General features: G+C 67.3%; 18 protein-coding genes and 1 pseudogene. 9 read left to right on the top strand and 10 right to left on the bottom strand.

From position 1 onward, the window contains the following. Positions 1-17 precede the first annotated feature (17 nt). Positions 18-1,133: an alkene reductase gene (locus G3N93_RS06875; protein ID WP_206132620.1), complete on the bottom strand. Its 1,116-nt coding sequence runs from the start codon at positions 1,131-1,133 to the stop codon at positions 18-20. 68 nt (positions 1,134-1,201) lie between these two features. After that, positions 1,202-2,008, bottom strand: coding sequence for a 2,5-didehydrogluconate reductase DkgB (gene dkgB, locus G3N93_RS06870; RefSeq protein WP_206132619.1), 807 nt, complete (start codon positions 2,006-2,008; stop codon positions 1,202-1,204). A 158-nt stretch (positions 2,009-2,166) separates the two neighbouring features. On the opposite strand from dkgB, the gene G3N93_RS06865 reads away from it, so the two are divergent. Next, positions 2,167-3,108, top strand: a complete 942-nt coding sequence (locus tag G3N93_RS06865; RefSeq protein WP_206132618.1) for a LysR family transcriptional regulator — start codon at positions 2,167-2,169, stop codon at positions 3,106-3,108. An 87-nt stretch (positions 3,109-3,195) separates the two neighbouring features. On the opposite strand, the gene zwf is transcribed toward G3N93_RS06865, so the two are convergent. Continuing rightward, complete coding sequence (zwf, locus tag G3N93_RS06860; protein WP_011353856.1) at positions 3,196-4,671, bottom strand: glucose-6-phosphate dehydrogenase; 1,476 nt, start codon at positions 4,669-4,671, stop codon at positions 3,196-3,198. A 202-nt stretch (positions 4,672-4,873) separates the two neighbouring features. Between zwf and G3N93_RS06855 the strand changes: the two genes are divergently transcribed. Both G3N93_RS06855 and G3N93_RS06850 read left to right on the top strand, forming a co-directional pair. Then, positions 4,874-5,452: a TetR/AcrR family transcriptional regulator gene (locus tag G3N93_RS06855; protein ID WP_174941164.1), complete on the top strand. Its 579-nt coding sequence runs from the start codon at positions 4,874-4,876 to the stop codon at positions 5,450-5,452. Between the two features lie 174 nt (positions 5,453-5,626). Further along, on the top strand, positions 5,627-6,502 hold the full coding sequence (locus tag G3N93_RS06850; protein ID WP_206132617.1) for an SDR family NAD(P)-dependent oxidoreductase: 876 nt from the start codon (positions 5,627-5,629) through the stop codon (positions 6,500-6,502). A 118-nt stretch (positions 6,503-6,620) separates the two neighbouring features. Here G3N93_RS06850 and G3N93_RS41480 read toward each other — a convergent pair whose 3' ends face one another. Beyond that, the gene (locus G3N93_RS41480) at positions 6,621-7,037 is read right to left on the bottom strand and encodes an NAD(P)H-dependent oxidoreductase (protein ID WP_241026438.1); all 417 of its coding nucleotides are present in this window, start codon (positions 7,035-7,037) and stop codon (positions 6,621-6,623) included. Next, positions 7,034-7,810: a hypothetical protein gene (locus tag G3N93_RS06840; RefSeq protein ID WP_206132616.1), complete on the bottom strand. Its 777-nt coding sequence runs from the start codon at positions 7,808-7,810 to the stop codon at positions 7,034-7,036. Before G3N93_RS06840 ends, G3N93_RS41480 begins: the two co-directional genes overlap by 4 nt. Before the next feature lie 252 nt (positions 7,811-8,062). Here G3N93_RS06840 and gcvA point away from each other — a divergent pair, with 252 nt between their 5' ends. Then, entirely contained in the window at positions 8,063-8,971 is a 909-nt protein-coding gene (gcvA, locus tag G3N93_RS06835; protein WP_206132615.1) for a transcriptional regulator GcvA, read from the top strand. A 130-nt stretch (positions 8,972-9,101) separates the two neighbouring features. On the opposite strand, the gene G3N93_RS06830 is transcribed toward gcvA, so the two are convergent. The 3 genes from G3N93_RS06830 to G3N93_RS06820 form a co-directional block, all read right to left on the bottom strand. Beyond that, complete coding sequence (locus G3N93_RS06830) at positions 9,102-9,680, bottom strand: peroxidase-related enzyme (RefSeq protein WP_174942072.1); 579 nt, start codon at positions 9,678-9,680, stop codon at positions 9,102-9,104. An 85-nt stretch (positions 9,681-9,765) separates the two neighbouring features. Then, a complete protein-coding gene (locus G3N93_RS06825; protein WP_206132614.1) occupies positions 9,766-10,749 on the bottom strand; it encodes an MDR family oxidoreductase in 984 nt (327 codons plus the stop codon). 53 nt (positions 10,750-10,802) lie between these two features. Continuing rightward, complete coding sequence (locus G3N93_RS06820) at positions 10,803-11,441, bottom strand: TetR/AcrR family transcriptional regulator (RefSeq protein ID WP_206132613.1); 639 nt, start codon at positions 11,439-11,441, stop codon at positions 10,803-10,805. Positions 11,442-11,660: 219 nt separating this feature from the next. Between G3N93_RS06820 and G3N93_RS06815 the strand changes: the two genes are divergently transcribed. Beyond that, positions 11,661-12,851: a M20 aminoacylase family protein gene (locus G3N93_RS06815; RefSeq protein WP_206132612.1), complete on the top strand. Its 1,191-nt coding sequence runs from the start codon at positions 11,661-11,663 to the stop codon at positions 12,849-12,851. Positions 12,852-12,909: 58 nt separating this feature from the next. After that, positions 12,910-14,241 carry an MFS transporter gene (locus G3N93_RS06810; RefSeq protein WP_174942077.1) on the top strand — a complete coding sequence of 444 codons (1,332 nt, stop codon included), beginning with the start codon at positions 12,910-12,912 and terminating at the stop codon, positions 14,239-14,241. Between the two features lie 46 nt (positions 14,242-14,287). On the opposite strand, the gene G3N93_RS06805 is transcribed toward G3N93_RS06810, so the two are convergent. Next, the gene (locus tag G3N93_RS06805; protein ID WP_206122926.1) at positions 14,288-15,208 is read right to left on the bottom strand and encodes a LysR family transcriptional regulator; all 921 of its coding nucleotides are present in this window, start codon (positions 15,206-15,208) and stop codon (positions 14,288-14,290) included. Between the two features lie 136 nt (positions 15,209-15,344). On the opposite strand from G3N93_RS06805, the gene G3N93_RS06800 reads away from it, so the two are divergent. Next, positions 15,345-16,118 carry a transporter substrate-binding domain-containing protein gene (locus G3N93_RS06800; RefSeq protein WP_206132611.1) on the top strand — a complete coding sequence of 258 codons (774 nt, stop codon included), beginning with the start codon at positions 15,345-15,347 and terminating at the stop codon, positions 16,116-16,118. Between the two features lie 59 nt (positions 16,119-16,177). Then, the gene (locus tag G3N93_RS06795) at positions 16,178-17,293 is read left to right on the top strand and encodes a succinylglutamate desuccinylase/aspartoacylase family protein (RefSeq protein WP_206132610.1); all 1,116 of its coding nucleotides are present in this window, start codon (positions 16,178-16,180) and stop codon (positions 17,291-17,293) included. Between the two features lie 180 nt (positions 17,294-17,473). Here G3N93_RS06795 and G3N93_RS06790 read toward each other — a convergent pair whose 3' ends face one another. Continuing rightward, the gene (locus G3N93_RS06790; protein ID WP_206132609.1) at positions 17,474-18,421 is read right to left on the bottom strand and encodes a LysR family transcriptional regulator; all 948 of its coding nucleotides are present in this window, start codon (positions 18,419-18,421) and stop codon (positions 17,474-17,476) included. 142 nt (positions 18,422-18,563) lie between these two features. On the opposite strand from G3N93_RS06790, the pseudogene G3N93_RS06785 reads away from it, so the two are divergent. Beyond that, positions 18,564-18,783, top strand: a pseudogene (locus tag G3N93_RS06785) (amidohydrolase); the annotation flags it as partial.

Genomic DNA, 18,783 nt, shown 5'->3' with positions numbered 1-18,783 from the left:
GTCTCGGGTATGCCGGTTCAGGCCGCGGCCTGGGCCAGCGTCGGGTAGTCGGTCAGCCCGCGCTCGCCGCCGCCGAACAGCGTGTTGCGGTCGTGCGGCGCGAGCGCCGCGCCGGCGCGCAGCCGCTCGGGCAGGTCGGGGTTCGCGACGAACGGGCGGCCGAACGCGATGAGGTCGGCCCAGCCGGCGGCGATCGCGTCGCGCGCGCGCTCGGCCGTGTACGCGCCGGCATAGATCAGTACGCCCGGGTACGCGGCGCGCAGTTGCTGCTTGAATTCGACCGACATCAGCGGCGCGTCGTCCCAGTCGGCTTCCGCGATGTGCAGATAGCCGACGCCGAGTTCGCCGAGCAGCGTCGCGGCCGCCAGGTAGGTCGTTTCCGGATCGTCGTCGACGCAGCCGTTCAGCGTCGTCAGCGGTGCGAGGCGGATGCCGACGCGCGACGCGTCGCCCGTGCCTTCGATCAGCGCCTGCGTGACTTCGCGCAGGAAGCGCAGCCGGTTTTCCAGCGAGCCGCCGTACGCGTCGGTGCGCGTGTTCGCATTCGAGTCGATGAACTGGTTCACGAGATAGCCGTTCGCGCCGTGCAGCTCGACGCCGTCGAAGCCGGCCTCGATCGCGTGGCGCGCGGCGGCGCGGTATTGATCGACGATCTCGCGGATCTCGTCGATCGACAGCGCGCGCGGCTCGGACGCCTGCACGAAGCCCGGCGTGCTGCCGTCTTCACCGGCGACGAACACGTTCACGCCTTTCGCCTGCAGCGGCGACGACGATACGGGTTGTTGTCCGCCGAGCAGGCTCGTGTGGCTCAGCCGGCCGACGTGCCACAGCTGCGCGAAGATCCGGCCGTGCGCGGCATGCACGGCGTCCGTCACCTTGCGCCAGCCGGCGATCTGCGACGGCGTGTGAATGCCGGGCGTCCACGCGTAGCCCTTGCCGAGCGGGGCGATATAGGTGCCTTCGCTGACGATCAGGCCCGCGCTCGCGCGCTGCGCGTAATACGCGGCCATCAGTTCGTTGGCTTCGTCGCCGGGCTGGCTGGCGCGCGAGCGCGTCATCGGCGGCATCACGATGCGGTTCGGCAGCGTCAGCGCGCCGAGTCGCAGCGGTTGAAAAAGCGGGTCCTGGGTCATGGGGATGTCCTGTCGGTGCCGCGGCCTGCGGGCCACGGCGAATCAAATGTGAGTGGCGGGCGGTGCGTTCAGTCCCACTTCGGCGCGAGGCCGGCCGGGTCGACTTCGCGGCCGTTGCGTTCGAGCGCGGCGATCTGCGCCATGTCGTCGTCGGTCAGGCGCAGCGTCTGCGCGAGCAGGTTGCTCGAGAGGTTCTCGCGCTTCGTCGACGACGGGATCACCGAGTAGCCGAGCTGCAACGCCCACGCGAGCGCGACCTGTGCGGGCGTCGCGTCGTGACGCTGCGCGATCGCGCCGATCACCGGATCGCCGAGCACCTTGCCGTACGCGAGCGTCATGTACGACGTGACGTGGATGCCTTCGGCGTTCAGGAACTCGACGAGCTTGCGGTTCTGCAGGTACGGGCTCAGCTCGATCTGGTTCGTCGCGATCGCATCCTTGCCGACGGCCGCGATCGCCTGCTTCGTCAGTGCGATGTTGAAGTTCGAGATGCCGATCCGGCGCGTGAGGCCCTGCGCCTTCGCATCGGCGAGCGCGGTCATGAATGTGTCGAGCGCGACACCGTTGTCGGGGGCCGGCCAGTGGATCAGCGTCAGGTCGACGTGGTCGGTGCGCAGCTTGCGCAGGCTTTCCTCGAGGCTCGGCACGAGCTTGTCCGGTGCGTAGTTGTCGACCCAGATCTTGGTCGTGAGGAACAGGTCGTCGCGGGCCACGCCGGAGGCGGCGATCGCTTCGCCGACTTCGGCTTCGTTGCCGTAGATTTGCGCGGTGTCGATCGCGCGGTAGCCGACTTCGAGGCCGTTGCGGACCGAGTCGATCACGACCTGGCCCTTCAGGCGGAAAGTACCGAGGCCGAATGCGGGAATCTTGCTCATCATGTGCTCCTGGGAGGGTGGAACGGCTTCGATGCGTTGGTCGGGCCGGCGTCGGAAGCGGAATCAGGTTCGAGTGACGCCTAGTGTGCCGCCTTTACTTTTGCTGAAAAACGGGTCTATAAACCAAATTGTTTTGATTTGAGATCAAGAATGCGGCGATGAAGATTACGCTCGACGAACTCCAGGCCTTTGCCGCCGTGGTCGATTCCGGTTCGATCACCGCGGCCGCGCAGCAGCTCGACCTCACGGTGTCGGCGACGAGCCGCACGCTCGGGCGGCTCGAGGAGAAGCTGAAGACCACGCTGCTGCGCCGGACCACGCGCCGGCTCGAACTGACCGAGGAAGGGCGCGCGTTCCTGCAGGACGCGCGCGCGATCATCGAATCGGTCGAAACGGCGGAAGAGCAGATGCTCGCGCGGCGCGAGATGCCGTCGGGACGGCTGCGCGTGGACGCGGCGACGCCGTTCATGCTGCACGTGATCGTGCCGCTCGTGCGCGGCTATCGCGAACGCTTCCCGCAAGTCGAGCTGGAGCTGAACAGCAACGAGGGCATCATCGACCTGCTGGAGCGGCGCACCGACGTCGCTTTCCGGATCGGCCGGCTGAAGGATTCGACGCTGCACAGCCGGCGCATCGGCACCAGCCGGATACGCATCTTCGCGAGTCCCGCGTATGTCGCCGCGCACGGCCAGCCGCGCAAGGTGGAGGAGCTGGACAAGCACACGCTGCTCGGCTTCACGCAGCCCGAATCGCTGAACGTGTGGCCGATCCGCGGCGCCGACGGCGAGCCGTGCCGCATCGAGCCGGGCATCCGGTCGTCGAGCGGCGAGACGCTGCGTCAGCTCGCGCTCGATGGCGCGGGCGTCGTGTGCCTGTCGGATTTCATGACCGCGCAGGATCGCGAGGCGGGCCGGCTCGTGCAGGTGCTCGCGCGCCAGACGCTCGAGGTCGAGCAGCCGATCCACGCGGTGTACTACCGCAATACCGCGATCTCGTCGCGGATCGCGTCGTTCGTCGATTACCTGATCGAGGCGCTGGGCGGCAGCGGCAACGATGCGCCAGGGCGGCGCAAGGCTGCATCGTGGATGGAGCCGCGGTAAGCGGCAGGGACGACGGGGCGGGGTACGCCCCGTGCGCATTGACGTGCATTCCGGCGTGCCGTACCACGGCACGCCGTCGTGCCGCGGTTACGCTTCTTCCGACCAGGACATTCCGTCGCGCGCGAGCAGCGCCGACGAAGCCGCGGGCCCGAACGTGCCCGCCGTGTACAGGCGCGGCCGATCGCCGAGCTGCTTCCAGCCGTCGAGGATCGGCTCGACCCACGACCATGCGGCTTCGAGTTCGTCACGGCGCATGAAGTGCGTGAGGCGGCCGCGGATCACGTCGATCAGCAGACGCTCGTACGCTTCCGCGCGCCGCTCCGGAATGGCCTGCTGCAGGTCGAGGTTCAGGCTCACGGGCACCATGTTCATCCCGCTGCCCGGTTCCTTCGCGAGCATCTGCAGCTGGATCGACTCTTCGGGCTGGAGCTGGATCACGAGGCGGTTGCTGTAGTGGCGCGGGCCGGTCGGGATGATCGAGAACGGCATGTCCGCGAACTCGATCACGATTTCCGACTGGCGGCGCTGCAGCCGCTTGCCGGTGCGCAGGAAGAACGGCACGTTCGCCCAGCGCCAGTTGTTGATGTGCGCGCGCAGTGCGACGAAGGTTTCCGCGCGGCTGTCCGCCGGCACGTTGTCTTCCTCGAGATAGCCCTTCACCGGCTGGCCGTCGACCGCACCGGCCGTGTACTGGCCGCGCACGGTGTCGCGCGCGACGTCGGCCACCGCCATCGGCCGCAGCGAGCGCAGCACCTTCAGCTTCTCGTCGCGCACCGCGTCCGGGTCGAGCGACACGGGTGGCTCCATCGCGACGATGCACAGCAGTTGCAGCAGGTGGTTCTGCACCATGTCGCGCAGCGCGCCGGTATGGTCGTAGAAGCCCGCGCGGCTGCCGACCCCGACCGACTCCGCCACCGTGATCTGCACGCTGCGGATGCTGGGCGCCTGCCACAGCGGCCCGAAGATCGGGTTGCCGAAGCGCAGCACCATCAGGTTCTGCACGGTTTCCTTGCCGAGATAGTGGTCGATCCGATAGATCTGCGATTCTTCGAAGTGCTTGCCGACCGCATCGTTGATCGCCTTCGCGGACGCGAGATCGTGGCCGAGCGGTTTTTCGAGGACGACGCGCGAGTGCTTGTCGACGAGGTGCGCGGCCGACAGGTTGTCGCAGATGGTGGTGAACAGCTCCGGCGACGTCGACAGGTAGAACACGCGGATCGCATCGCCGCGCGCCGCTTCCGCGAGCCGCAGATAGTCGTCCGGCGCGTTCACGTCGATCAGCACGTACTTGAACAGGTCGAGGAAACGGCTCCACGCCGCGGGATCGAACGCCTTTTCGTCGATGAACGGGCGCGACTGCTCGTCCATGAACTTGCGATAGCCGTCGATGCCCCAGTCGCGGCGGCCGACCGCGATGATGCGCGTCTCGGGCGGAAGATTGCAGTGCAGGTGCGCCATGTACAGCGCGGGCAAGAGCTTGCGGGCGGCCAGGTCGCCGCCGCCGCCGAAGATGATCATGTCGACGGGGCGGTCGGCTCCGGTCTGGGTAGGCTGATTCGTCATGGGAGGTTCGCGGTTTGAAACGGGGAACGTGAAACGAACGTCGAGGCACCGGGCGCCGATACGTGAACGCACCAGTACGTGAAAACGCTAATAGTGCACGGTTTTGATGGATTGCGTATGGGTTCCCCCGGATGTAACAGCGCTTGCATTCCGTATGATCGCCCCATTATGATTGAGTGCTCACTCATTAAAGGAATCGAACGTGGCCCGTCCGCGCAGTCCCGACAAACACGAAGCCATCCTCGCCGCGGCCGCACGCGCGCTCGCCGAGGACGGCGCGACGGCGACGACCGCGCGTATCGCGCGGCTCGCCGGTGTGGCCGAAGGCACGGTGTTCACGTACTTCGAGACCAAGGACGCGCTGCTGAATGCGTTGTACCTGAGCCTGAAGGCCGGCATGCGCGAAGCGATGATGGCCGGGTTTCCGGAACACGCGCCGGTCGAGCAGGCCGTGCGGCATGCGTGGAACGGCTATGTGTCGTGGGGCGTCGGGGATCCGGACGGGCGGCGCGCGCTGCAGCAGCTCAGCGTGAGCGGTCGCATCGACGACGCGCATCGCGCGGCCGGCGCCGAAGGCTTCAGCGGAATCAATGCACTGCTGCGCGAACAGGTCGCGGCGTCGGGCGCGCTGAAACCCGACGAAGCACACGCGTTCTGCGCGGCGCTGTTTACGTCGATCGCGGAAACGGCGATGGAGTCGATCGCACGCGATCCGGCGCGGGCCGATGCGTACCGCGAAGCCGGATTTCGCGCGTTGTGGGCCGTGTTGCACGCGGTGTAAGGCAAGGGTTGCCGTCGAGGCGGCGTGTGCAGTTTCACGCTCACGCGCCGCGACGATGACGGACAGCGGGTTTCAGGCAGGGTGATGGCGGTCGCGAACGACCGATACATCATCGTTATTAATGAGTGAGTAATCAGTCATTTTGTGGTTTCACTACGTTCAAGGAGTGGAAAAATGTCGAAAGTCTGGCTGGTAACAGGGGCCGCGCGCGGTCTGGGGCGAGCGATTTCGGAAGCCGTGCTGGCGGCGGGCGACCGGTTGGTGGCCGGTGCGCGCGATCCCGCGCGGCTGGCCGATCTGGCCGAGCATCATGGCGACCGGTTGCTGCCGGTCGCGCTCGACGTCACCGATGAAGCGGCAGCGGCGCAGGCCGTCGCCGCGGCGCGCGACGCGTTCGGCCGCATCGACGTGCTGGTGAACAACGCGGGCTATGGCCATACGGCGCCGTTCGAGCAGATGGGCGCCGACGATTTCCGCGACCAGATCGAAACGAACCTGTTCGGCGTGATCAACCTGACGCGTGCGGTGCTGCCGACGATGCGCGCACAGCGTGCGGGACACATCTTCCAGGTGTCGTCGGTCGGCGGGCGCACGTCGACGGCGGGCCTGTCCGCTTATCAGGCCGCGAAGTGGGCGGTCGGCGGGTTCAGCGACGTGCTCGCGAAGGAAGTCGCGCCGTTCGGTGTGCGCGTCTGCACGCTCGAGCCGGGCGGGATGCGCACCGACTGGGCCGCGCAGGCCAAGCGTGGCGTCGACGGCCTGCTGCCTGACTACCAGCCGTCGGTCGGGAAGATTCTCGAACTGCTCGGCGCGTATGGCGGCCATGAAGTCGGCGATCCGGCGCGGATCGCGGCGCTGATCGTCGAGCTGTCGCGTCGCGAGGATGTGCCGATGCGTTTGCTGCTCGGCGGCGATGCGTTGTTCGTGTGCGAGCAGGCGGAGAGGCAGCGCGCGGAAGAGGCCGCGCGGTGGCGCGACACGACGCTGTCGACGCAGTTTCCGGATGCGAAGCTGCCGGACGGGCTGGAGGCGCTGAAGGGTCTGGAGTGAGTGCTGACATTCACACCGCTGCCTGCGCAACGTGAGCGGCAGACCGATACCGGCGCGTGCACCTGCGCGCGGGTATCGTCCGGCGGCGCTGATCCGATCGACGGGCGCCGCCGTTGTCTCAACCGGCCTGTTCCACCAGCGCCTGCAATTCCCGCCCGGCCTTCGCAAGCGCCGCTTGCACCGCCTCGGCACCCAATACGGTACCTTCCACGCGCACTTCGCGGATGTCGGTCATCCCGATGAAGCCGAGCAGATGTTTCAGATAGCCGGACTGGTAGTCGAAGGGCGCATACGGGCCTTCGGAAAAGACGCCGCCGCTGGCGGTGACCAGGTACACCTGCTTGCCTTCCAGCGTGCCGGCGACACCGCTTTCGTCATAAATGGCGCTCGTCCTGTGGGCGGAGAAAAACAAGCAGCCGATCGCGCAGGCGCGCGAGCGTTTCGACGACGCGGCCGATGCAGCGCCGGAGCCGGGCGTGGGCGTCGTATATCGCAGTCGATAGGCGGGCGCGACAAGTCGCCTCGGTCGGTTCATTCGGTCGGCATGGCGACCGGCACGTGCATCCGGTACAGCGACACGGCCTGGATCGCGAGCGTACAGACGATCGCGAGACCATAGGCGGGAACCAGGTCCAGCCGCGTGAGCGTCAGGCTCAATACATGGAAGAACGCGGCGAAGCCGAGCAGCCCGGTCGCCATCCCGCGCATCAGTTGCTGCGCGGCCACCGCGCCGCTCATGCGATGCGCGAACACCGCGAGGATGATCACCATGAACGGGAACGAAGCCAGTACGCCGCTCGTTTCCGGCCCGACATACGGCGCGCTCATCGTCACGCCGACCACGAGGCCTGCGATCAGCGCCATGCGCAGCGGCAGATCCCAGCGGGGCGGATCGAGCCGCGCGGCCCTGACCGGGATGGCGGGCACGATGCTCAGCACGAGCGCGACCGCGAGGATCGCGATCAGGAACAGGCCGGTTTCCGGCAACGCGCTGGCCTTCAGCAGGAATGCGACGACGGAAAACGCGGCGGCGGCGCCGGCCAGTGCGGTGGGCCAGCCACGTTTCGCCAGCCGGCAATACGCGATGCAAAAGGCCGCCTGTCCGGCGGTGGCGACGAGCGAACCGGCCGTCGCATGGGCGGCAAAGGCGGGGCCGTGCTCGAGCGCGAGAAATACCGAAACCGGCCCCGACGTGAGCGGCAACCCGACCAGCAGCCCGCCGATCGCTTCGCCCCAGCGGCGCGCGGCGAGGGTGGCAGCGGCCAGCAGCAGCGGGGTGGCGACGAGCTTGAAAAGAAGATGATCCATGATGAGCGGTACGACCCGGCACACACGTGCCCCGAACGAAGCGCGCGCCGGTGTCGCGACTTCAGGCATGAAACGCAGCCGCGATTCCGGTCGTGACGCTTGACCGAAAAGCAGTGCACGGACGCAATCGGGACATCGGCCAACACGGCCATCAACCTCTGCGCCTGCCTTCGATATTGCGAGCCGCCGCGGGCGCTGACAAACCATTTATCGACATACAATGCGTGAGTACAACTCACGCGTAACGTCATCGTGTTCGACCGGCTTCCCCCTCTGCAAACGCTGCGCGCCTTCGAGGCGACCGGCCGGCTGTTGAGCATGACGTTGGCGGCCGAGGAATTGCACGTCACGCATGGCGCTGTCAGCCGGCACATCAAGAACCTCGAAACCCATCTCGGTGTCGCGCTGTTCCAGCGCCTGACGCGACGCATCGTATTGACCGAGGCCGGCGCGGCCTTCCTGCTCGACGTGAGCCGCACGCTGAGCGACCTGACGAAGGCGGCCGAACGGCTGCGTGCGCACGACAGCGTCGCGCGGCTGAAAATCAACGCCAGCGTGTCGTTCGCGAACAAGTGGCTCGCGCCGCGGCTGCATCGGTTCAAGGCGCTTCATCCGGAACTCGACATCCATCTCGACGTGACCGACACGCACGTCGACCTGAACGAAGGCGAGGCCGACGTGGCGATACGCTACGGCAGCGGGCGTTATCCGCGCGTGCTCGCCGAGCGGATTCTCGAAGAGACAGTGACGCCCGTCTGCAGTCCTGCGTATCGCACGAAGATGGACGGGCTTCCGTCCGTCGCGCGCATCGTCGATTGCACGTTGCTGCACGAGGACCGGATGCTGGCCAACTGGGAGCAGTGGTTCGCGCTGGCCGGCATTCGCGGCGCACGCAGCGATCGCGGGCCGGCGTACAGCCACGGGAGTCTCGCGATCGAGGCGGCGATGCGCGGCGAAGGCATTGCACTGGGGCGCAGCGTGATCGTCGCGGACGATATCGCGGCCGGACGTCTCGTCGCTCCGTTCCCGCAATACGCGCTACAGGCCGAGCGCGGGCACGACCTGATTTACCGGATCGGCAGCCAGGACGATCCGAAGGTGTGCGCGTTGCGTGACTGGCTCGCGGAGGAGATTCGCGTGTTTCTGCGCGGGACGGACTGAACGACGGCGACATCGGCCGCTACGGCGAGCGCGGTAGGCACCTGCGCTCGCGTCCGTCAACGACAGGGCGGGCATACGGGCGCGGTCGCCGTGTCCCTTCCGCGTGACCGCACGACTGCTCGGTATGCGCTCAGCGCCCCATCGCATAGAACTCCGCATTCGGCCGCATGTTCGTCACGTTCGCGATGCGGTTGGACATGCCGAAGAACGCCGAGATCGCCATGATGTCCCACACGTCTTCTTCGACGAAACCATGCAACTTGAGTGCGTCGAAGTCGGCCTCTCCCACCAGATGCGCGGCCTGCGACACCTTCATCGCGAAGTCGAGCATCGCCTTCTGCCGGGCGGTGAGGTCGGCCTTGCGATAGTTGGTCGCAACCTGGTCGGCGATCAGCGGATCCTTCGCGCGAATGCGCAGGATCGCACCGTGTGCGATCACGCAGTACTGGCACTGGTTCACGCTGCTGGTGGCCACGACGATCATCTCCCGTTCGGCCTTGCTCAGGTTGCCCGGCTTGTCCATCAGCGCGTCGTGATAGGCCATGAACGCGCGAAACTCGTCGGGGCGATGCGCAAGCGTCAGGAACACGTTCGGGATGAAGCCCGACTTTTCCTGGACGGTCGTGATGCGCTCGCGAATGTCCTCGGGCAAGTCGTCGAGCGCGGGCACGGGAAAGCGGCTGATGGGGGCGGTGTTTGCGGCAGTCATGAGGTCTCCTGGATAACGTGGCACGGGCGCACTCGAGGCACGAGCCGCCGTCCGAATAAAGCAGCGCGGGTGGTTGTTAGCGGCGTCACGCGTTGACGTCGACCACGATGCGGCCGCGAACCTTGCCGTTGATCAATTCTCCTGCAAGCGGGATGACGTCGCCCAGCCCGACCTGGTGGCTGATCGCGCCCAGCTTCTCGACGTCGAGGTCGGATGCGAGCCGGCGCCACGCTTCCAGACGGTCGGCGCGCGGGCACATGACGCTGTCGATTCCGACGAGCGTGACGCCGCGCAGGATGAACGGCATGACGGTCGCGGGGAAATCCAGGCCGGCGGCCAGGCCGCAGGCCGTCACGACGCCGCGATACCGCGTGGTCGCACACACGTTGGCGAGCACGTGGCTACCCGCCACGTCGACCGCGCCGGCCCAGCGTTCCTTGCCCAGCGGCTTGCCGGGCTCGCTGAATTGCGATCGCTCCAGGATCTCCGCGGCGCCGAGCTGCCGCAGGTAGTCGGCATCGGCGGGGCGGCCGGTCACCGCGACGACGCGGTACCCCAGCTTGGCGAGGATGGCCGTGGCGACGCTGCCTACACCGCCTGCCGCGCCGGTCACCACGATCTCGCCGTCGTCCGGGCGCACGCCGTGTCGCTCCAGTGCCATCACGCACAGCATCGCGGTGTAGCCCGCCGTGCCGATGGCCATCGCCTGTTGCGGCGAAAAGGCGGACGGCAGCGGCACCAGCCAGTCGCCGTCGACGCGGGCTTTCTGCGCGAGGCCGCCCCAATGCGTTTCGCCGACGCCCCAGCCGTTGAGCACGACCTGGTCGCCGGGGCGATAGTCCGCGTGCGTGCTCGCTTCGACTTCGCCGACCAGGTCGATGCCGGGCACCATCGGGAACTTGCGCACCACCGGGCTCTTGCCGGTGATCGCCAGCCCGTCCTTGTAGTTCAGCGTCGAATAGCCCACGCGCACGGTGACGTTGCCCGCGGGCAACTGCCCGTCGTCCAGCGTCTGCAGCCGCACTTGCTGGCCGGTTTCGTCCTTGTCGATCACGATGCCCTGGAACATCCCGTCCTCCTTTCTAATTTCTAGACCGATCGTCTAGTTAATGGCAAAAAAATTCAGCGGCGCGGCAGTCCATTGAAGAAAAACTGCGCGAACAGGGTCAACGGCGTGTCGCTGCGCTCCAGCTTCGCGCGCAGCACGGCGCCCTCCCAGCCGATCCAGAAGAATGCGGCCAGCTCGGCGGGATCGGCCGAGCCGGCCAGTTCGCCGGCTTGCTGCGCGGCGGTCAGGCAGTCGGCGAGGCGGCGTTGCCAGTCTTCGAACGTGGTGCGCAGGCGGGCGCGGAAACTTTCGGGGAGCGCGCCCATTTCCTGTCCGAGGTTGCCGATCAGGCAGCCGCGGCTGTAGGCGTAGCGGGCCATCCCGTCCCGGGCATCGTCGACGAACGCGCGCACACGCTGCAGCGGCGAGCGCGCCGGATCGCTGAAATGACGGTCCAGCTTGCGCGCGAAGAAGTCGGCATAGCGGTCGATCAGTTCGAGGCCGAACGCTTCCTTGTTGTCGAAGTAGTGATAGAAGGAGCCCTTGGGCACGCCGGCGCGACCGAGGATCTCGTCGAGCCCGGTGGCCGAAAAGCCCTTCTCGGTGAGCACTTCCAACCCGGTGCGCAGCAGCATGTCCCGCGTGGCGACGAGGTCCTCGTGCTGTTTCGGTGGCCTGCCGCGACGGCGAGGCGGATCAGTTCGAACGTCCATGTGCGAATAATAGACCGTTCGTCTCAAAAATCAACGGGTCGCGTGTCGATCACGTTGGATGAGGTCAGTCCGGCGAGCCATGCCCGTACTAACCCTGATTAAAAAACCTTATCGCGGTGAAAAATTCCGCATCTTATTGAACCGATATCGGCTCGCTATAGTGGCTCGCTTTCCCGCACGCATGCGTTGCGTGTGCAGACAAACAGCAGGAGCCCCTTGATGACCACCGACACCCGATTCACCGAAGTCGAGGATCTGATGCCCGCCGCCGGCGGGTTGCGCGAGATCCGCCACCACATCCACCACCATCCCGAACTCGCGTACGAAGAGCACGACACGGCCGCGCTCGTCGCCGACAAGCTCGAACAGTGGGGCTGGCAGGTGACGCGCGGGGTCGGCAAGACGGGCGTGGTCGGCACGCTGCGCGTGGGTGACGGCACGCGCAGCATCGGCATTCGCGCCGACATGGACGCGCTGCCGATCATCGAGGCGACGGGGCTGCCCTATGCGAGCGGCACGCACGGCAAGATGCACGCGTGCGGCCACGACGGCCACACGACGATGCTGCTCGGCGCTGCACAGCACCTCGCGAAGACCCGCAACTTCTCCGGCACCGTGCACCTGTATTTCCAGCCGGCGGAAGAGCATGGCGTCGACAGCGGCGCGAAGAAGATGATCGACGACGGCCTGTTCGAACGCTTTCCGTGCGACGCCGTGTTCGGCATGCACAACCATCCGGGCGCGGCGCCCGGCGTGTTCCTCACGCGGCGCGGCCCGTTCATGTCGGCCGGCGACAAGGCGATCATCACGATCGAAGGCGTCGGCGGCCACGCGGCCCGGCCGCACCTGACGGTCGACCCGGTGGTCGTCACGGCGAGCATCGTGATGGCGCTGCAGACGATCGTCGCGCGCAACGTCGACCCCGCGCAGCCGGCGGTCGTCACGGTCGGCTCGATGCACGCGGGCACCGCGAACAACGTGATCCCGAACGGCGCGCGCCTCGAACTCAGCGTGCGCTCGTTCAGCCCCGACGTGCGCGCGCTGCTCAAGCGCCGCATCACCGAGCTGGCCGAAACGCAGGCCGCGAGCTATGGCGCAACCGCGAACGTCGAGTACATCGAAGGCTATCCGGTCGTCGTCAATTCGGATGACGAAACGGATTTCGCCGCACAGGTGGCGCGCGAGCTCGTCGGCGACACGCACGTGGTCGAGCAGACCGACCTGCTGATGGGCAGCGAGGATTTCGCGTTCATGCTGCAGCAGCGGCCGGGCTCGTTCGTGCGGCTCGGCAACGGCGAAGGCGAGGACGGCTGCATGGTGCACAACCCGAAATACGACTTCAACGATCGCAACCTGCCGATCGGCGCGGCGTACTGGACGCGTCTCGTGGAGCGTTACCTGGGGCGGTGATGCCGGCAGCGGGGCGAGCGGCCGGCGCTTCCGGCCGCATTGAGAGGAGACGATAACGATGCAGAAAGACCATCTCGCGCTGCACCCCGCGTCGACGGGGGCTGCCGAAGCCAGCACACCAGACGCGCCGGCTGTCACGCGGCGCGGGGCGATCGCCGCGGCCGTGATCGGCAACTGGCTGGAATTCTTCGATTTCACCGTGTACGGCTTCTTCGCGGTGCTGATCGGCAAGCTGTTCTTCCCGTCGAGCGACCCGACCACGTCGCTGCTGCTGTCGGTCGCGACGTTCGCGGCCGGCTTCTTCACGCGGCCGCTCGGCAGCGTCGTGCTCGGCGTCTATGCGGACCGCAAGGGGCGCAAGGCCGCGCTGAACCTGACGATCATGCTGATGGCGCTCGGCACGGGCCTGATCGCGATCGCGCCGACGTATGCGCAGGTCGGCGTGGCCGCGCCGCTGCTGGTCGTGTTCGCGCGGCTGATGCAGGGCTTCTCGCAGGGCGGCGAATTCGGCGCGGCGACGTCGACGCTGCTCGAACAGGGCGGCACGTCGCGTCGCGCGTTCCGCGCGAGCTGGCAGCTCGCGACGCAGGGCGGCGCGGCGCTGATGGGCTCGGGCTTCGCGGCGCTGCTGTCGAACACGATGACCAAGGATGCGCTCGAAAGCTGGGGCTGGCGGCTGCCGTTCCTCGTTGGTGTGCTGATCGCGCCGGTCGGCATGTATCTGCGTCGACGGCTCGCTGACGATGCGCCCGGCGACAGCCATCACGGCATCGAACGCGGCGTGCTGCACGAGCTGTTCTCGAAGCACACGCGCACGGTGCTGCTGCTGATGCTCACGGTGATGGGCGGCACGGTGTCGACCTACATCCTGACCTTCTACATGCCGACCTATGCGATCCACACGCTCGGCCTGCCGATGAAGCTGTCGATGTTCGTCGGCGTTGCATCGGGCTGCGTGATGCTGGTCACGTGCCCGCTGTTCGGCTGGCTGTCGGACAAGCTCGGCAGCCGGCGCCTGCCGATCTTCGTCGGCCGCGGCGTGCTGGTCGTGCTGCTGTTCCCGGCATTCTGGCTGATGAATCATCACCCGACGCTGTCGGTGATCCTGCCGCTGACCGCGCTGATGCTGCTGTTCTATTCGCTCGGCTCGGCGTCGGAAATGGCGCTGATGTGCGAGTCGCTGCCGCGTCACGTGCGTGCGACCGGCATCTCGATCGCGTATGCGCTCGCGGTGACGATCTTCGGCGGCACCGCGCAACTGATCGCAACCTGGCTCGTGAAGACGACCGGCAGCAAGCTTGCGCCGGCCGGCTACGTGGCCGCGTGCGTGGTGCTGTCGCTGATCGCGGTGGCGATGCTGCGCGAGACGGCGGGGGACTCGATCGACTGACGCGCGGCGGCGCGCAGCAACGCGGGTGGCAAGCGGCGAGATGCGCTTACCGCCCGCGCACCACCCTCAGGTACGACGCGAGCATCGTCGCGAGTTCCTGCGCGGCCGGCGTCAGCGGCACGGCCGCGCGCTGCAGCAGGCAGATGTCCTGCGATTCGGCCGGTTCGCGCACGGGCACTTTCGCGAGCGCGCCGGCAAACGGCCCGTGCCGCGTCACGGCTTCGGTTTCGAGCGACAGGCAATCGGTCTGCGTGACGAGCTGCAGCGTCTCGAACATCCCTTCGACGGTGGCGAGAATCTTCGGCGGCGGCAGGCCATGCACGTCGAAGTATGCGAGCAGCCGGTTGACGACGGGATCGGCGCTCAGGTTCGGCGAGCGCGTCGACACCCACGCGTAGTCGGCCAGTTCGGCGAGCGATTGCGCGTGCATCGCCGGATGCCCGTTGCGGCACACGACCACCGGCGCCGACGCACGCAGCGGCGTGACCGCGAGGTCGGTCGTGTCGGTCTGCTTCGAGACGAGTGCGATCGCGAAATCGACCGCGCTTTCCCGCAACCAGCCGATCATCATCCGCGACGTGCCGGTGCGCAGGTGCACGTCGACCTTGTCGAAGCGCGCGCGGAACGCGCTCAGCACCGGCGCGAACGCATCGATCAGCGGCTCGGCCACGAGGCCGAGCGTGACGGTGCCTTCGTACGCGCCGCTCAGTTGTCGGATCTCCCGCTCGACCTGCTCGCATTCGCCGAGGATCGAACCGGAGCGCGCGAGCAGCCGCTGGCCGACGGCCGTCGGCACGATCCCGCGATTGGTGCGCGTGAACAGCGTCGCGCCGAGCGTCGCCTCGAGACTCTGCAGCTGCTGCGTGACGCCGCTTTGCGCGAGATCGAGCGCGCGCGCGGCGGCGCGCAGGCTGCCGTGCTCGACGACGGCCTGGAAGATGCGGAGCTGGGAGAGCGTGAACGCCATGGGCAAGCGCGAGGCCGGTGATCGGGAAAAGTGATCATGATAAGGCAGCGGGCGATTCCGGCGGCGGCGCGTGCGCACTACGATCGCAGGCAGTCCGGCTCGTGCCGTTTGCCCATCGTCCCGCCCTTCGTCGACCATGAAACGTACCTTCCTGCCGCTCGTTTCCCTCTGCCTTGCGTTCGCGGCCAGCGCCGCGCACGCGCTCGATGCGCGCCCCGTGCGCCTCGGCATCGATCCGACCTATCCGCCGATGGATTCGAAGGCGCCCGACGGCAGCCTGAAGGGCTTCGACGTCGATCTCGGCAACGAGATCTGCCGCCGCGCGCAGTTGCGCTGCCAGTGGGTCGAGCTCGAGTTCTCCGGGATGATTCCGGCGCTGCAGGCGCGCAAGATCGACGCGATCCTGTCGTCGATGGCGATCACCGAGAAGCGCGAGAAGCAGATCCTGTTCTCGTCGAAACTGTTCCGCTTCAAGTCGCGGCTCGTCGCCCGGCCCGGGAGCGGCGTCGACAGCACGACCGCGTCGCTCGCGGGCAAGCACGTCGGCGTGCAGTCGGGCACGCAGTTCGAATCGTGGGCGCTCGCGCACTGGGCGCCGGCCGGCGTCGGCGTGGTGCCGTACAAGAGCCAGGACGACGTGTTCGCCGATCTCGTCAACGGCCGCCTCGACGCGGCGCTGCTCGGCACCGTGGAAGCCGACTACGGCTTCCTGCGCACGCCGAAGGGCAAGGGCTTCGCGTTCGTCGGCGCGCCGCTCGACATGGGCGATCGCGGTGTCGGCGTCGGCATGCGGCAGTCGGATACGGCGCTCAAGGCGTCGATCGACGGCGCGATCGCGTCGATGCTGAAGGACGGCACGTACGACCGGATCGCGAAGAAGTATTTCGACTTCAACCCGTACGGTGACTGAGCGCCGAGCCAGGCCGCCGTATCACCCGTTTCCCCGTTTTCATCCGTTCGAGACCATCGATGCAGATTCGCACCACGCCGCTCCTGTCGCCGTCGATCGGCACGCAGCGCACGCTGACGAGCTTTCATTTCGGGCCGGCCGACACCGGCCGCAAGATCTACCTGCAGGCCGCTTTGCATGCGGACGAGACGCCCGCGATGCTCGCGGCGTTCGTGCTGAAGCAGCGACTCGCGCAGCTCGATGCCGAAGGCCGGCTCGCGGCCGAAATCGTGCTCGTGCCGGTCGCGAACCCGGTTGGCCTCAATCATCATCTGCTCGGGCAGTTCATCGGCCGTTTCGACCTCGCGAGCGGTCGCAACTTCAATCGCGGCTTCCTGCCGCTCGCGGAAATCGCCGCGCGTGCGCGTGACCGCCTCGGTGACGACGGCGAACGCAATCGCGCGATCGTGCGCGAGTGCGTCGGCGCGGCGCTCGACGAGATCGCGCCGCGCACGGAGTTCGATGCGCTGCAGCTCGCGCTGCTGAAGCTGTCGCTCGACGCTGAGGTCGTGATCGACCTGCATTGCTCGCTCGAAGCGGTAATGCACGTGTATACGAGCGATACCGCATGGCCGGAGGTCGAGCCGCTCGCGCGTTATCTCGGCTCGGAGGTGTCGCTGCTCGCCGAGGATTCGGGCGGGCACGCGTTCGACGATGCGCATCACCTGCTGTGGACGCAATTGCGGCAGCACTTGCCGGCAGGCACGCCGATGGCGGCCGGCACGGTGGCCGTGACGGTCGAGTGCCGGGGCCAGCGCGACGTGACGTACGAATATGCGAAACGCGATGCCGATGCGCTCGTCGACTATCTCGTGTGGCGCGGTGCGGTGCTGGGCGAGCGTACGCCGTTGCCGCCGCTCGCCGCGCCGGCCACGCCGCTCGCGGGCAGCGAGCAGTTCTACGCGCCGGTGAGCGGGATACTCGTGCACCGCGCGGCGATCGGCGCGACGATCCGCGCGGGCGATCCGCTGTTCGACATCGTCGATCCGCTGACGGACGCGATCACGACGATCTCGAGCGGGACCGACGGTGTGTTCTACATGCGCCGCGCGATCCGGTTCGTCACGGCTGGCGCACCGCTCGGCCGCGTGACGGGCACGGTGCCGGTGCGCAAGGGGATGTTGCTAGGCGCGTGAGCGGCGCGGTGTCTTACAGGCTCACAGTGCAGTTTCGTTCTTGTCAAATTGACCGCGCTTCCGCACGCCACTAGATTGTGCGTTGCGGAGTTCGCTCCGTGTTCCGTGAGACGAACGTTGTAACCAAGTGGAGTTGATGCGGGCAGCCCTGGGCTGCCCGTTTTTTTTTGCCCGGCGTGCCTACGGCAATGCACTGAGGCGAAGGTCGTGAAACAGGTCGTAGACGAGCGTGCGCAGCCACTGATGGCCCTCGTCGCGCTGGTAGCGTTCATGCCAGAACTGCGCGATGTCGGCAGGCGCCGTGTCGAACGGCAGCGGCACGGCGCGCACGTCCTGCAGTCGCGACAGCACGCGGGCGAGGCGGCTCGGAATGCAGGCGACGAGGTCGCTCGACGACACGATGCGTTCCAGCCCGAACGAATGCGCGAGCTGCAGCACGACATGACGCGTGTTGCCGGCATGCGGCGACAGCGCGTAGAGCGCCGCTTCAAAGTGCGCGTGGCTGCCGGCCGTGGGCGTATAGCTCACATGGTCGGCCGCGAAGAACTGCTCGGCGGTGAGTGTCGCGCCGATCGTCGGATGGTCGTTGCGCACGAGCGCCACGTAGGTTTCGTGGAACAGCCGCTGCTGATGGAAATCGGCGTGCAGCCCGGTGAACATGCCGAGCGCGAGGTCGATTTGCCCGAGCTTCATCATCTGCTGCGCGGCGTCGAGCGGCGGATCGGCCGTGACGATCCGGATGCCGGGCGCGACCCGGCGCAGATGCGCGACGAGCGGCGGCATGAAGATCGCCTGCCCGAGATCGCTCGTGTACAGGCGGAAAGTGCGGGTCGACGTGGCCGGGTCGAATGCGCGGCCGGCCTGCAGCGCGGTGCGCAGCGACGCGAGCCCTTCGTCGACGCGCGCCGCGATCGCGTCCGCGCGCGGCGTGGGTTGCATGCCGTCGGCCGTCTTCACGAACAGCGCGTCGTCGAACAGCGTGCGCAACCGCTTCAGCGCATTGCTGACCGACGGCTGCGTGAGGTGCAGCGCGTCGGCTGCGCGCGTCGTGCTGCGTGTGCGGTACAGCACGTCGAACACGAGCAGCAGGTTCAGGTCGATGTTGCGCAGATCGGAGTCGTGTTCCATCGCGTTGGTCGGTAAGAGGGCATAGATGCCGTGAATGACGGTATTCAACGCCGTAATTTAACAGGGCGCCGCGGCCCTCCTATGCTGGTTCCGATACGCCGCGCCACGGTGGCGCGGCGGCCCGGACATCTCAGGAGACAGCATGCGGGACAAGATCGCACTCGAGGAGCACTTTGCCACGCCGGACACGATCGGCGATTCCGAACACTACTTTACCGCCGACATCTGGCCGGCGCGACGCCGTCAGCTGCTCGACGTGCAGGAGGAGCGCATCGAGCGCATGGATGCGTGCGGGATCGGCTACGCGATCCTGTCGCTGAACGCGCCGGCCGTCCAGGCGATCACCGATACGGGCCGCGCGA

It is taken from the genome of Burkholderia sp. Se-20378 (assembly GCF_017104665.1).
Lineage (GTDB): Bacteria > Pseudomonadota > Gammaproteobacteria > Burkholderiales > Burkholderiaceae > Burkholderia > Burkholderia lata.
Note: the sequence above shows the minus strand (reverse complement) of the source record. Positions and strands in the feature narration are given on the sequence as shown.